General features: G+C 71.9%; 9 protein-coding genes. 1 reads left to right on the top strand and 8 read right to left on the bottom strand.

Features of this window, described 5'->3' with window-relative positions:
- Positions 1 to 4: 4 nt before the first annotated feature.
- From ACH4J0_RS11525 to ACH4J0_RS11515, 3 genes are all read right to left on the bottom strand, one after another.
- Positions 5 to 2,467, bottom strand: coding sequence for a SpoIIE family protein phosphatase (locus ACH4J0_RS11525; RefSeq protein WP_396238705.1), 2,463 nt, complete (start codon positions 2,465 to 2,467; stop codon positions 5 to 7).
- A 143-nt stretch (positions 2,468 to 2,610) separates the two neighbouring features.
- A complete protein-coding gene (locus ACH4J0_RS11520) occupies positions 2,611 to 3,231 on the bottom strand; it encodes a TetR/AcrR family transcriptional regulator (protein WP_396238703.1) in 621 nt (206 codons plus the stop codon).
- Positions 3,232 to 3,335: 104 nt separating this feature from the next.
- A complete protein-coding gene (locus ACH4J0_RS11515) occupies positions 3,336 to 4,937 on the bottom strand; it encodes a 4-coumarate--CoA ligase family protein (protein ID WP_396238701.1) in 1,602 nt (533 codons plus the stop codon).
- A 258-nt stretch (positions 4,938 to 5,195) separates the two neighbouring features.
- Between ACH4J0_RS11515 and ACH4J0_RS11510 the strand changes: the two genes are divergently transcribed.
- Positions 5,196 to 5,594, top strand: a complete 399-nt coding sequence (locus ACH4J0_RS11510; protein ID WP_396238699.1) for a class F sortase — start codon at positions 5,196 to 5,198, stop codon at positions 5,592 to 5,594.
- A gap of 18 nt (positions 5,595 to 5,612) precedes the next feature.
- On the opposite strand, the gene ACH4J0_RS11505 is transcribed toward ACH4J0_RS11510, so the two are convergent.
- The 5 genes from ACH4J0_RS11505 to ACH4J0_RS11485 all read right to left on the bottom strand — a co-directional run bounded on the left by ACH4J0_RS11505 (position 5,613) and on the right by ACH4J0_RS11485 (position 14,216).
- Positions 5,613 to 6,785: an acyl-CoA dehydrogenase family protein gene (locus tag ACH4J0_RS11505; protein ID WP_396238697.1), complete on the bottom strand. Its 1,173-nt coding sequence runs from the start codon at positions 6,783 to 6,785 to the stop codon at positions 5,613 to 5,615.
- A 32-nt stretch (positions 6,786 to 6,817) separates the two neighbouring features.
- Positions 6,818 to 8,761 carry a biotin carboxylase N-terminal domain-containing protein gene (locus ACH4J0_RS11500; RefSeq protein WP_396238695.1) on the bottom strand — a complete coding sequence of 648 codons (1,944 nt, stop codon included), beginning with the start codon at positions 8,759 to 8,761 and terminating at the stop codon, positions 6,818 to 6,820.
- A gap of 14 nt (positions 8,762 to 8,775) precedes the next feature.
- A complete protein-coding gene (locus ACH4J0_RS11495; protein WP_396238693.1) occupies positions 8,776 to 10,374 on the bottom strand; it encodes an acyl-CoA carboxylase subunit beta in 1,599 nt (532 codons plus the stop codon).
- The gene (locus tag ACH4J0_RS11490; protein WP_396238691.1) at positions 10,371 to 12,077 is read right to left on the bottom strand and encodes an acyclic terpene utilization AtuA family protein; all 1,707 of its coding nucleotides are present in this window, start codon (positions 12,075 to 12,077) and stop codon (positions 10,371 to 10,373) included. Before ACH4J0_RS11490 ends, ACH4J0_RS11495 begins: the two co-directional genes overlap by 4 nt.
- A gap of 288 nt (positions 12,078 to 12,365) precedes the next feature.
- Positions 12,366 to 14,216 carry a TniQ family protein gene (locus tag ACH4J0_RS11485; RefSeq protein ID WP_396238689.1) on the bottom strand — a complete coding sequence of 617 codons (1,851 nt, stop codon included), beginning with the start codon at positions 14,214 to 14,216 and terminating at the stop codon, positions 12,366 to 12,368.
- Positions 14,217 to 14,244: the final 28 nt, after the last annotated feature.

The raw sequence follows: 14,244 nt of genomic DNA, 5'->3' as shown, positions 1-14,244 counted from the left end.
TCGGCTACGAGGCCCCGAAGGGCAGTTCCAGCTCGGCCCAGACCACCTTGCCGTCCCTGGTCAGCCGGCTGCCCCAGCGCTGGGCCAGCTCGCTGACCAGGAACATCCCGCGCCCGCCCTCGTCCTGCTCGGCGAAGGGGCGCAGCTGCGGGGTCGCGCCGCCGGCGTCGGAGACCTCGACGGTGAGCACCCGGTCGCGGAACAGCCGCAGCCGGCGCGGCGCCTCGGCGTGCAGCAGGGCGTTCGTGACCAGCTCGCTGACCAACAGTTCGGCGTAGTCGGAGAGCGCGTTCAGGCCCCAGGCCTCCAGGGTGGCGCGGGTGAAGCGGCGGGCCTTGCCGGGGACCTTGCCGCCGCCGGTGAGCGGGAGGGTGGCGATCCGGTCGGCGGGCACCGGCAGCGCCCGGGCCATGATCATCGCGATGTCGTCCTCGGTGCCGTCGGTGACCAGCGCACTGATCACGGCGTCGCAGGTCTCCTCCAGGGTCCGGCCGGGCCCGGCCAGCGTGCCCGCGAGCAGGTCGATGCCGTGGTCCAGGTCCTGGCCGCGCCGCTCGACCAGGCCGTCGGTGTAGAGGGCGAGCACGCCGCCCTCGGGGAGGGTGAACCCGATCGACTCGAAGGCGACCCCGCCGACGCCCAACGGTACGCCCGGCGGCACCTCGACCCTTCGGGCGACGCCGTCGGTGCCGACCCAGACCGGCGGCAGGTGCCCGGCCGAGGCGACCTGGACGGTGCGCTCCAGCGGGTCGTAGACCGCGCAGATGCAGGTGGCGAACTGGCCCTCGCCGATCCCCGAGGCGGTCTCGTCCAGTCGGGTGAGGACCTGCTCGGGCGGCATGTCCAGGGTGGCGAGGGTCCGGGCGACGGTGCGCAGCTGTCCCATGGTGGCGGCGGCCCGGATGCCGTGGCCCATCACGTCGCCGACCACCAGGGCGACCCGGCCGCAGGACAGCGGCACCACGTCGAACCAGTCGCCTCCGACCTCGCTGACCACGCTGCTGGGCAGGTAGCGGTAGGCGATCTCCAGGCCGAGGGTGCGGTGGATCTCCTGTGGCAGCAGGCTGCGCTGGAGGGTGAGGGCGGTCTCCCGCTCACGGCGGTAGAGCCGGGCGTTGTCGAGGGCCAGGGCTGTGCGGGCGACGAGTTCCTCGGCGAGTGCGACGTCGGCCTCGTTGAAGGGCTCGGGATTGCGCATCCGGATGAACTCGGATCCGCCGAGGACCATGCCCCGGGCGGTGATCGGGACCATCAGGTACGAGTGGATGCCGGCGGCCATGCCGGGGGCGACCCGGTCCTCGCTGGACACCAGGCCGCGCAGCACCTCCTCGTCCACGTGGGCGCGCAGCAGCGGTCGCCCGCTGCGCAGGCACTGGGTGTAGCTGCGGTCGGGGGCGTACTCGGAGGTCTCGCCGACGACGTCCACGGCGTGCGCGAGGCCGGTCTCGTAGTTCTCCCCGACGGCGACGGCGCGCAGGGTGACGGTCCGGTCGGAGGGGATCGGGGTGGGCTCGGCGCCGCGCAGCACCGGTTCCAGCAGGTCGACGGTGGCGAAGTCGGCGAACCGGGGGACGACCGCCTCGATCAGCTCCTCGGCGGTGCGCTGGAGGTCGAGGGTGGTGCCGATCCGGGCGGTGGCCTCGGCGATGGTGGCGAGCCGCTCCTGGGCGCGGGCGGCGCGGGCCTCGGCCTGGAAGCGCTCGGTGACGTCGATGATCGAGGAACAGACGCCGAAGACCTTTCCGGTGGAGTCCTCCAGCCGGAAGTAGGAGGCGGACCAGGCGTGGTCCCGTCGGGGGTCGCCGGGGACGCGGCCGTGCGAGCGGGCGTCGACCACGGGCTTGCCGCTCCTGAGCACCTGTCTCATGATCTGTTCGATCTCGGCGGTGTTGATGCCGGGCAGGACGGCGGATATCCGTCGGCCGAGGTGGGCGGCGACCGGGACGCCGTTCATCCGGGCCAGTGCCTCGTTGATCCGGACGAAGCGCAGCTCGGTGTCGTAGACGGCCATGCCGATCGGGGAGCGGCCGAAGACGCCGTCCAGCACGGCGAGGTCGGCCTCGATCGCGTGGATGGCCCGGGTGTCGGAGGCGGTGGCGAGCAGCAGCAGGGTGCCCGCCGGTCCGGCGATCGGGTAGGTACGGAACTCCAGCTCGACCCGGTGGCCGTCGCGGTGGCGGACCGGGAAGACGAAGGAGGAGCCGCTGCCGGCCATGATCCGCTGGAAAAGGTCGAGCACGGCGGGGCGGTCGGTCTTGTCGGTGAGCAGCTGGGCGGCGTAGCTGCCGACGGCCTCCTCGGCGGAGTAGCCGAGCAGGGCCTCGGCGTCCTCGCTCCAGTGCAGGATCAGTCCGTCGGCCTGGAGCAGGGCCGTGGCGAGCGGGACGAGGCGGTGACCTTCCGGGCGTACGGGATCGCCGTCCGGCGCGGGGCCGGCGGCGGTCGCGTCCCACTCGTGTCCGTGCATTCAGGCAGCACCCCGGTTCGCTCGTGCCCGGCCGGATGGGACTCGCGGTCCGTGCCGGCCGGGTTTCTTCTCCAGACTGCACGGACATCGGCCGCCCGGCGACCCCTTGGTCAGGGGCGTCCGGTCGCTCGGTTGTACGGGCGTCATGGGCGTACCGGCCGCAGCGTACTCTCCAGAACGCCCGCCCACTGCCGGATCACCCCGGAACGTCGAACGCCGTCGTCGGTGAGCAGGTTGGCCAGGCCGAGTCCGCGGGCGAGGTCGAGGGTCGCCTGCACCGATTCGCGCACGCCGGGACGGCTCTCGTCCGCGTCCAGGAACTCCACGGCGGCCCGGTGGGCCTCCCGCCCGACGTGGCCCTCCAGGGCGATGATCCGCTCGCGCAGGCCCTCCTCGGTGGCGGCGGCGGTCCACAGGTGCAGGGCCGCGCGGAACAGCGGGCCGGTGTAGAGGCGGACGATCATGTCGACCACGGCCCGGGTGCGGTCGGGGCCGGCGGCCGGCAGTTCGTCCGCGTGGGCGCGGACGGCTGCCAGCCGCTCGGCGGTGACGTGCTCGACCGCCGCGGTGAAGAGGTCCTCGCGGGTCGGGAAGTGGTGCTGGGCGGCGCCCCGGGAGACGCCGGCCCGTTCGGCGACCACGGTGACGGTGGAGCCCTGCCAGCCGAGCTCGGCCAGGCAGTCCACGGCGGCCGCGAGCAGCCGGGCCCGGGTCGCGCGGCTGCGTTCCTGCTGGGGGGTGCGGACGGCGGGGTGGCTGGTCATGGCGGGTGGCAGTTCCTGTATCGATGGGGTCTGTTCCGGCGGGGTCGCGGCGGATCGATCCTCACAGACGGGCCGCGGCCCTCGTCCGCCGGGGCCCCCGGTCCTCAGGAGGCGGCCCCGGCCCGGGCGGCCTCGCGGGCGCGCAGTTCGCGGCGCAGGATCTTGCCTGCTGCGGACTTGGGGACGGCGTCCACGAACTCCACCGCGCGCACCTTCTTGTACGGGGCGACCTGCCCGGCGACGTAGCCGGCGACCTCTTCCGCGGTCAGGCCGCTGCCCGGCGCGCGGACCACGAAGGCCTTGGGGCATTCGGTGCCGTCCGCGTCGGTGACGCCGATCACGGCGGCGTCGGTGATCTGGGGGTGGCCGAGCAGCACGGCCTCCAGTTCGGCGGGGGCGACCTGGTAGCCCTTGTACTTGATCAGTTCCTTGACCCGGTCGACGACGAAGAGGTAGCCGCGCTCGTCCACGTGGCCGATGTCGCCGGTGTGCAGCCAGCCCTCGGCGTCGACCACGGCGGCGGTGTCGGAGGGCCGGCCGAAGTAGCCCTTCATCACCTGGGGGCCGCGGATCAGCAGCTCGCCCTGCTCTCCCGGGCCGAGGTCGTCGCCGGAGCCGTCCAGGGCGGTGACCCGCAGTTCGGTGGAGGGGACCATCCGGCCGACCGAGCCGGGCGCGGGGTCGGGCTCGGTCGGGGAGACCACGTGGGTGACGGGTGACAGCTCGGTCATCCCGTAGCCCTGGAGCAGGTGCGGCAGGCCCAGCCGGCGGGCGCAGGCCTCGGCGAGCTCCTGGTCCAGCGGGGCGGCCGCGCACAGCAGGTACTCGACGGAGGAGAGGTCGAAGCTGTCCACGAGCGGGTGCTTGGCCAGTGCGAGGACGATCGGCGGCGCGACCACCAGGCCCTGCACCCGGTGCCGCTCGATCGCGCGGCAGAACTGCTCCAGGTCGAAGCGGGGCAGCACGACCACGGTCGCTCCGCACCGCAGCGGCTGGTTGAGCAGCGCCGTCAGGCCGTAGATGTGGAAGAAGGGCAGCACGGCGAGCACCCGCTCGCCCACGGCGGGGCGGTAGAGGGCGTCGGTCTGGGCGAGGTTGGTGGCGATCGAGCGGTGGGTGAGCATCACGCCCTTGGGCAGGCCGGTGGTGCCGCTGGAGTAGGGCAGGACGGCGATGTCCTCGCCCGGGTCGATGGCCGGCTCGGGGGCGGGGCCCGTGGCTGCCAGCAGGTCGGCGAGCGAGGGGTGGCCCTCGGCGCCGTCCAGGACGATCGTCCCGGTCAGCGGGCGGCCGGCGGCCGCGAGCAGGTCGGCGGCCGCCCGGGCGGTCGGCAGGAACGGGGAGACGGTGATCAGCCAGCGGGCGTCGCTGTCGCCCAGTTGGCCGGCCAGTTCGCCGGGGGTGCTGAGCGAGGACGCCGTGGTCACGGTGGCGCCGGCCCGGGTGGCGCCGTAGTAGGCCGTGGGGTAGACGATCGAGTTGGGGCTGAACAGCGCCACCACGTCGCCCTTGCGCACCCCCGCCGCGGCCAGCCCGGCGGCGAACCTCTCGACCGAGGCGGCGAGTCGGGCGTAACTCACCCGCTCTCCGGTGAGGCCGTCGATCAGGGCCGTCCGGGCGCCGTACCGGGCGGCTGACGAGAGCACCGCCTCATGGATCGGCAGGTCGACGTCGGGGACGTCCGGGAACTCGCTGCGGAAGACCAAGGCATGCCTCCAGTAAGGAAGTTGACGCGGCAACTAAGTGGGTCGAGGGTGCGTTCAGGAGCATACGGACAGCCAGGGGGCAGGCTCGGCCATTGTGGGGAACCCGGGGCGGAGCACGCGTGGCGCGGTTGCTCCGGAGGGCGCCCGCCCGGACGGTGAGGCAGCACGGCCGCCCGCCCGTGAGAGCCCCCCGCGCCCCTCTGCCCTCCTCCCGCCGTCTGCTCGCCGCCGCCACCGCCGCGGCCGCACTCGCCCTCGGTGCGGCACCCGTCGCGCTGGCCGCGCCGGCTGGACACCCCGCCGGTGGACCAGCGCAACCTGACCGGCTGGTACCGGGACGGCACCGCGCCCGGCGCCGCCGGGAACGCCGTCGTGATCGGCCACGCGGACACCCGCAGCGGACCGGCCGTGTTCTACCGGCTCGGACTGCTGCGCGTGGGCGACACCGTCGAGGTGACCCGCAAGGACCGGCGCGCCGCGGTGTTCACCGTGGACCCGGTCCGGGTCTTCCCGAAGCGGGACTTCCCCGACGCCCTGGTGTACGGCGCCACCGAGCGGGCCGAGCTGCGGCTGATCACCTGCGGCGGGAAGTTCGACCGGAAGACCGGGTACGGGTCCAACACCGTGGTTTTCGCCCACCTGTCGGGCGCGCGGTGACCTCCGCCCGGCAGGGCGTCAGTACGACTTGGGCAGGCCGAGGGTGTGCTGGGCGACGTAGTTGAGCACCATCTCCCGGCTGACCGGGGCGACCCTGCCGACCCGGGTGGCGGCCAGCAGGGCGCCCAGGCCGTACTCCTGGGTGAGGCCGTTGCCGCCCAGGGTCTGCACCGCCTGGTCGACCGTACGGGCGGCGGCCTCCCCCGCCGCGTACTTGGCCATGTTGGCGGCCTCCCCGGCGGCGACGTCCTCGCCCCCGTCGTAGAGCAGCCCGGCCTTCTGGGTCATCAACCGGGCCAGCTCGATCTCCACCGCGCACTGGGCCAGCGGGTGCGCCAGGCCCTGGTGGGCGCCGATCGGGGTGGACCAGACGGTGCGGGTCCTCGCGTACTCCACCGCCTTGCCGAGCGCCTGGCGGGCCAGGCCGAGCGAGAAGGCGGCGGTGAGGATGCGCTCCGGGTTGAGGCCGGCGAACAGCTGGAGCAGGCCGGCGTTCTCGTCGCCGACCAGGGCGTCGGCGGGCAGCCGGACGTCGTCCAGGAAGACCTGGAACTGCTTCTCGGGGGCGACGAGTTCCATCGGGATCGCCCGGTACTCGAAGCCGGGGGTGTCACGCGGGACGACGAACAGGCAGGGCTTGAGCCTGCCGGTGCGTTCGTCCTCGGTGCGGGCGACGAACAGCACGGCGTCCGAGTGGTCGATGCCGGAGACGAACACCTTGCGGCCGGTCAGCAGCCAGTCGTCGCCGTCCCGGCGGGCGACGGTCGAGATCCGGTGCGAGTTGCTGCCGGCGTCCGGCTCGGTGATGCCGAAGGCCATCCGGCGGCTGCCGTCGGCCAGTCCCGGCAGCCAGCGCCGCTTCTGCTCCTCGGTGCCGTAGCGGGCGATCACCGTGCCGCAGATCGCCGGGGAGACGATCAGCAGCAGCAACGGGCACCCGGCGGTGCCGAGTTCCTCCAGGACGATGGCGAGGTCGCTGATGCCGCCGCCTCCGCCGCCGTACTCGGAGGGCAGGTTGACGCCCAGGTAGCCGGCCTTGCCGGCCTCCGCCCACAGTTCGTCGGCTGGCTCACCGGCCCGGGCCTTGGCCAGGTAGTAGGCGGAGCCGTAGCGGCGGCCGAGGTCGCCGACGGCCTGGCGCAGGGCGGTGCGTTCGGGGGTTTCGAGGAGCTGACTGCCGATGCCGGACATGCGGGTCCTTCCTCAGACCGTAGGGGGGAGTTTCAGGCCGCTTCGGGGGACTTGACGACGGCGAGCAGAGTGCCGAGGTCGACCTGCTCCCCGGGGGTGACGCGGAGTTCGGCCAGGATGCCGTCGGCGGGGGCGGTGACGCGGTGTTCCATCTTCATCGCCTCCAGCACGAGCAGCGGCTGCCCGGCGCAGACGGTGTCGCCCACGGCGGCGGTGGTGCGCACGACGGTGCCGGGCATCGGGGCGAGCAGGGCGCCCGGGTCCGTCCCGGCGGTGGGGTCGGGGTAGCGCGGCAGCACGGTGAACGCAGTGCTGCCGGTCGGGGTGTCGACGTACACCCGGTCGCCGTAGCGGGCGACGGCGTACGGGCGTTGGACCGCACCCTCGCGCAGGACGACCGAGTCCGCCGTGGCGCTGACGAGTTCGACGTCCGGGTGGTCATCGGCCTCCAGTCCCGCCCTGGTCCGGCGGTAGCGGACCTCCGACTCCGCTCCGTCCGCGGCCCGGTAGCGCTTGGACTGGGGCTGGGAGGGCAGGTTGCGCCAGCCGGACGGCAGGGCGGTGCGACGGGCGGCGGCGTCGGCGAGTGCGGCGGCCAGGGCGGCGCGCCCGGCGCCCTCGGCGTCGGGGGCGGTGAGCTCGGCCGCGTGCTCGGCGAGGAAGCCGGTGTGCAGGCGTTCGGCGAGGAAGGCCGGGTGCCGCAGCGCGCGGACCAGCAAGTCCCGGTTGGTGGCCGGGCCGTGGATCCGGGCGCGGGCGAGCACGTCGGCCAGGCGGCGGGCGGCGGCGGCGCGGTTCGGCGCCCGGACGATGACCTTGGCGAGCATCGCGTCGTAGTGCGGGGTGATCTCGCTGCCGGACTCGACACCGGAGTCCAGCCGCACCGCGCCGTCGGTGAACTCGCTGTGACCAGATGCGAGTTCGAGCCGGTACAGGGTGCCGGTGGCGGGCTGCCAGTCCCTGGACGGGTCCTCCGTGTACAGCCGGGCCTCGATCGCGTGGCCGGCGGTCGGCGGCGGGGTGGCCGAGGGCAGTTCCTCCCCTTCGGCGACGGCCAGTTGGAGGGCCACCAGGTCCAGGCCGGTGACCGCCTCGGTGACCGGGTGCTCGACCTGGAGGCGGGTGTTCATCTCCAGGAAGAAGAACCGGCCGTCCTCGGCGAGCAGGAACTCCGCGGTACCGGCGCCGACGTAGCCGATCGCCCGGGCGGCGTTCACCGCCGCCGCGTGCAGCTCGGCCCGTACGGCCTCCGGCAGGCCGGGTGCGGGGGCCTCCTCGATCACCTTCTGGTGCCGCCGCTGGAGCGAGCAGTCGCGGTCGCCGACCGCCCAGACCGTGCCGTGGGCGTCGGCCAGCAGCTGGACCTCGACGTGCCGGCCGGTGGGCAGGTAGCGCTCGCAGAACACCTCGTCGGAGCCGAAGGCCTTGGCCGCCTCGGCCCGGGCGGCCTCGATCTCGGCGGGCAGGTCCGCGAGGCTCCGGACGACGCGCATGCCGCGCCCGCCGCCGCCGGCCGCGGCTTTGACCAGCACCGGCAGGTCCGCCTCGGCGGGCTCGGTGAGCGCGCCCAGGACGGGCACCCCGGCCGCGGCCATCAGCCGCTTGGCGGCGGCCTTGGAGCCCATCGCGGCGATCGCGGCCGGTGGCGGGCCGACCCACACCAGGCCCGCGTCCAGCACGGCCCGGGCGAACTCGGCGCTCTCGGACAGGAATCCGTACCCCGGGTGGACGGCGTCGGCCCCGGCCGCCAGCGCGGCCCGCACGATCAGCTCGCCGCGCAGGTAGGTGTCGGCGGGCGCGGCACCGGGCAACCGGACCGCGGCGTCGGCCTCCCGCACGTGCGGGGCGCCGGCGTCCGGGTCGGAGTGCACGGCGGTGGTCGCGATGCCGAGCTCCCGGCAGGTGCGGAACACCCGGCGGGCGATCTCGCCCCGGTTGGCGACCAGCAGGTTGGTGATCAGCGTCTTGGTGGTCATCGTCGGTAGCCCTCTCAGAGACGGAAGACGCCGTAGCCGCGCGCGCCCTCGACCGGCGCGTTGTGGATCGCGGACAGGCACAGCCCGAGCACCGTACGGGTGTCGCGCGGGTCGATCACGCCGTCGTCGTAGAGCCGGCCGGACAGGAAGACCGGCAGCGACTCCGCCTCGATCTGCTGCTCGACCATCGCCCGGATCGCGGCGTCGGCGTCCTCGTCGTACGGCCGGCCCTTGGCCGCGGCCGACTGGCGGGCGACGATCGACAGCACCCCCGCGAGCTGCTGCGGGCCCATCACCGCGGACTTGGCACTCGGCCAGGAGAACAGGAAGCGCGGCTCGTACGCCCGGCCGCACATGCCGTAGTGGCCGGCCCCGTAGGAGGCGCCCATCAGCACGGACAGGTGCGGGACGGTGGAGTTGGCGACGGCGTTGATCATCATCGCACCGTGCTTGATGATGCCGCCCTGCTCGTAGTCCTTGCCGACCATGTAGCCGGTGGTGTTGTGCAGGAACAGCAGCGGGGTCTTGCGCTGGTTCGCCAACTGGATGAACTGGGCGGCCTTCTGGGACTCCGCGCTGAACAGCACGCCCTGGGCGTTGGCCAGGATGCCGACCGGGTAGCCGTGCAACCGGGCCCAGCCGGTGGCCAGGCTGGTGCCGTAGAGCGGCTTGAACTCGTCGAAGTCGGAGCCGTCGACGATCCGGGCGATCACCTCCCGCGGGTCGAAGGGCACCTTGAGGTCGCCGGGGACGATGCCGAGCAGTTCCTCCTCGTCGTACTTCGGCGGCTCGGCGAACCGGTCCGGGTCGGGGCCCGGCTTGCGGTGGTCGAGCCGGGCGACGATCCGGCGGGCGATCCGCAGCGCGTCCGCCTCGTCCACCGCGAAGTGGTCGGCCAGGCCGGAGGTGCGGGCGTGCATCTCGGCGCCGCCCAGCGACTCGTCGTCGGCCTCCTCGCCGGTGGCCATCCTGACCAGCGGCGGGCCGCCGAGGAAGACCTTGGCGCGCTCCTTGACCAGCACGGTGTGGTCGGACATCCCCGGCACGTAGGCGCCACCGGCCGTCGAGTTGCCGAACACCACGGCCACCGTGGGGATTCCGGCGGCGGACAGCCGGGTGAGGTCGCGGAACAGGGCGCCGCCGGGGATGAAGATCTCCTTCTGGCTGGGCAGGTCGGCGCCGCCGGACTCGACCAGGTTGACCAGCGGGAGGCGGTTGTCCAGCGCGATCTCGTTGGCCCGCAGGGCCTTTCGCAGGGTCCACGGATTGCTGGCGCCGCCGCGCACCGTCGGATCGTTGGCGGTGATCACGCATTCGACGCCCTCGATCACGCCGATGCCGGTGACCAGCGCCGCGCCCACCGGGTAGTCGCTGCCCCAGGCCGCCAGCGGGGACAGCTCCAGGAACGGCGAGTCCTGGTCGACCAGCAGCTCGATCCGCTCGCGGGCCAGGAGCTTGCCGCGCTCGCGGTGGCGCTCCACGTACGTGGGGCCGCCACCGGCCAGCGCCTTGGCGTGCTCGCCGTCCAGCGCGGCCAGCTTGGCGATCATCGCGGCCCGGTGCTCGGCGTACTCGGGCCCGGCCGGGTCGACACGGGTGGGCAGGGCGGTCAAAGGAGAGCCTCCGGGATGTCCACGTGGCGCGAGCGCAGCCACTCCCCCAGGGCCTTGGCCTGGGGGTCGAAGCGGTGCTGGGCGGCGACGCCCTCGCCGAGCAGGCCGGTGAGGGTGAAGTTGACCGCCCTGAGGTTCGGCAGCAGGTGCCGGGTGACGGCCAAGTCGGCGGTCTCGGGCAGAAGTTGGCGCAGCCGGTCGACGGTGAGGGTATGCGCGAGCCAGCGCCAGCCGTCCTCGGACCGGGCCCAGACGCCCAGGTTGGCGTCGCCGCCCTTGTCGCCGCTGCGGGCGCCGAGCACCAGGCCGAGCGGGGCGCGGCGGGTCGGGCCCGGCGGCAGCGGATCAGGCAACTCCTGCGCCACGTCGACGGGTTGGCCCGTGACCGGGGCGGGCGGGACGACGATCCGGCGGCCGTCCGGCAGGACGGCGGTGTGCTCGACCAGCTTGGCGTCGACGTACGCCGCGCTGAACACCCCGTACGGCGCGCCCGGGCCGGGCGGCGCGGTGAGGTGGAAGCCGGGGTATCCGGCGAGGCCCAACTCAACGGCCGCCTTGCCGAGTTCGCGGCCCACCCGGGCCGGGTCCCGGTCGCGGGCGGTCAACCGGAGCAGGGCCGAGGCGGCCTCCTCGGTGTCGGCGTCCGGGTGGTCGGTGCGGGCGAGGGTCCAGCGCAGCTCGGCCGGGCGGGCCTCCGGCGGCAGGGCGGCGGTGAACTGGCGTTGCACCACGGCGGCCTTGGCCTCGATGTCCAGGCCGGTGAGGACGAACACCACCTCGTTGCGGTGGCCGCCCAGCCGGTTGCAGCCGACCTTCAGGGTGGGCGGCGGGGCCTCGCCGCGCACGCCGTCGATCCGCACCCGGTCCGGGCCCTCCTCGGTGAGTCTCACGGTGTCCAGCCGGGCGGTGACGTCGGGGCCGAGGTAGTGCGGTCCGCCGGTCTCGTAGAGGAGTTGGGCGGTGACGGTGCCGAGGGTGACGGCTCCGCCGGTGCCGGGGTGCTTGGTGATCACGCTGGAGCCGTCCGGGTGCAGCTCGGCCAGCGGGAAGCCGGGGCGGTCCACGTCGTGCTCGCGGAAGAAGGCGTAGTTGCCGCCGGTGGCCTGGGCGCCGCACTCCAGGACGTGCCCGGCCACCACCGCCCCGGCGAGGGCGTCGAGGTCGGTGGCGGACCAGCCGAAGTGGGCGATCGCCGGCCCGGCGACCAGCGCGGCGTCGGTCACCCGTCCGGTGACCACCACATCCGCTCCCGCACTCAGGCAGGCGGCGATCCCGAACCCGCCGAGGTAGGCGTTGGCGGCCAACGCCCCCTCCGGCAGCCCCAGTTCCTCCTGGCGCGGCAGCAGGTCGTCCCCCTCCACGTGGGCGACGGCGGTCGGAATCCCCAGGTGCCGCGCCAACTCCCCCAACCGCTCGGCGAGTCGGGCCGGGTTGAGGCCGCCCGCGTTCACCACGATCCGCACGCCCCGCTCCCGGGCCGGCCCGAGGCACTCCTCCATCTGCCGCAGGAACGTCCGCGCGTACCCGAGCGACGGATCCCTCAGCCGGTCCCGCGCCAGGATCAGCATGGTCAGCTCGGCGAGGTAGTCCCCGGTGAGCACGTCCAGCGGCCCGCCCGTGAGCATTTCCCGCACCGCCGCGAAACGGTCCCCGTAGAACCCCGAGGCGTTGCCGATCCGCAGTACCGAGCTCGTGCGCGCCAAAACGCCTCCCCTGCCGGCGGGTTGGCGGCACGCCGCACGCGTGCCGCCGGGCAGCAGCGTGGCACCGGTCGGAGAAAAAAGCAATCATGCCTGCTTGTTTTTCGGCCGCGTCACTCCCCGTGTGCCGCTCGGCGGGTGTGACTGCCGCCGATAGTTGGCCAGCGAGCTGGAGGCTTGCGCAGGTGGTGAGCCAAGTTGTCGGCGATGGTTGGCCACTCCGGTCGGAGATAGTTGGCCGTCGTCTCGCCGCTCGATCACGGAGAGTAGCAATAGTGGGAGGGCGGCCCGCTATGCAGATGCTGAGATCCGCAGCGTCAGCTGGCTGACGTAAGCGTCGAGAGCTCGTCGCAGGGCTTGAAAGAATTCCGGCGCTTGCTCTGCGTAGTGGATACGGTCGAGGAATCGGAATTCGACAACGTTTGGGAAGATGTGGCGGGCGCGGGTGGTGAACGGAGGATGAAAGCATGGCGCCAGAGCCCATTCGCTGCCAGTCGCTTTGGACCAGATATAGGCGGAAGCGCATTCACGAGTATGGCTGGCCTCATGAATCTTTCGCTCGCCGCTTACAAGTAGCGGGAGCCGGTCGGCGATAGCGTGCCATTCGTCGTGGCTGAGATGCCAGAAGCTAAGCTGCTGCCGACGATGACTGTAGTCAATGAGAGGTAGCTTGGCGATGCGCTCAGCAAGCCTCTCGAACGCTGCTGCGAGGCCTTGATTGGTGGCGAAGCGTTTCTCATTGGCGGTGAGGTCAGAGACCTTCTTCCCTTGACCGCTAAGCCAGGAAGTCGGGATCCCGAGAAATTGGGCAGCGGCGAAAAATGACATGCCCGTTGTTGCCTGGACGAGATGAATGGAAGCCGTCCGGCGAAATCGGTCATCGCCTCGCGCGTGAACCCTGACGCCACTGCTGGTGAGAACCCTGTACCAGTCGGTCGGGATTCGCTGAGGGATATGCTCACCCAGGAACGGCCGCTGAAGGACTGGGATGATGGGTTCTGCATCCGGGCCAGGCTTCATTGAAGGCCTCGGGGAGCGCAGGGCCATGGCGTGTTCGATAGCGAGGCGGGTTTGAGGTGAGCATCCCGAGGCGAGAGTGCCCCGGGTCCTATTCAACTTTGCGATCTTCGCGGATTCGGTGCCCTCAAGTAAGACGCTGAGGGTCTGTTGAAGCACCGACCGTGGCTGACTGAGGATCGTATCGGCAAGGGAAAGTACGGCTGCGGTGAACGCGCTATTGAGGGGTACCGTTTCCCATCGTGTCGGACTTTTCGATGTCGAGTTGGGTTGAGCAAGGTAAGCGTTCAAATAGCGCGGGAGCTTGAAAGCCGCGAGAGTGGCGGCCTGTGGCCAGGTTGCGCAGACGACTGCAGCCATGACCTTCAAATCAAACAACGCGGCTGAGGCCGTCATCGGATCGTGGCCAGGTGCCAGAAAATCGAGGATATTGCGCTGGACTGCGGCAAATTGAGGCTCAAGCGGGCGCTTCTTACGTCTTCCTGGGAGATCGAGCCGCTGTCCGCAGGGCACATATTCTTTGGGATTTCGATTTCCCGTGCGACATTGTGCAGGATGAAGGTTTGGGAGCCATTGGGCTGGCAGCAATGTTCGAGTAGCGTTCCAGTCGCCCCGGCTGTGGGCGGGTTGCTGACACGATGGGCAGAGCTCTTCGAGTAGCGTGTTATGTTCGAGGCAGGCAAAGACCATGCCCAGATGCCATTCAAGTTTCCAGGCGCCACCGTATCGGCGCTGGATATCGCTCCCGTCACCGGCCAGGCAATGCGGACAGTAGCGGGTAGAAGTAAGGAATAGCCATTTTCGTGCTTTGCCGCTCGGATGCAGGGCGCCGCCTGGCCGGACTACTGCCTCGGTGACGTCCGGATATCGGCCTACAAAGCGCCGAAGAGTGAGAGCTTCTGCCTCCGAATCGGTCAGACGTGTGCAGCGTGCGAAAGACTCCAGGATAGTCGGCTCCAGCATCAGCAGGTGTCGCGCCTGGGAGGACGGGTTCATTTCCCCTGGCACGGCCAGGCCAGTTCGCTGCATGAGAACCCGTGGAGACAAGTCGAGATGGTATGCAAGCCGCAAAATGAAGCCAGACAGGCTCTCGCCGGGCAAGGGGTCAAGGCTTCGGGGCAGCACCCTGGGGTTGGTAGTCGTAGATGCCACA

This window comes from Kitasatospora sp. NPDC017646 (genome assembly GCF_044329365.1).
GTDB lineage: Bacteria > Actinomycetota > Actinomycetes > Streptomycetales > Streptomycetaceae > Kitasatospora.
This window is presented reverse-complemented; position numbering and strand designations above follow the sequence as displayed.

What these genes read in the sequence shown, in the direction of transcription:
- ACH4J0_RS11525 (WP_396238705.1), bottom strand. Translation starts at nt 2,467, where the DNA reads ATGCACGGACACGAGTGGGACGCGACCGCCGCCGGCCCCGCGCCGGAC.
- ACH4J0_RS11520 (WP_396238703.1), bottom strand. Translation starts at nt 3,231, where the DNA reads ATGACCAGCCACCCCGCCGTCCGCACCCCCCAGCAGGAACGCAGCCGC.
- ACH4J0_RS11505 (WP_396238697.1), bottom strand. Translation starts at nt 6,785, where the DNA reads ATGTCCGGCATCGGCAGTCAGCTCCTCGAAACCCCCGAACGCACCGCC.
- ACH4J0_RS11500 (WP_396238695.1), bottom strand. Translation starts at nt 8,761, where the DNA reads ATGACCACCAAGACGCTGATCACCAACCTGCTGGTCGCCAACCGGGGC.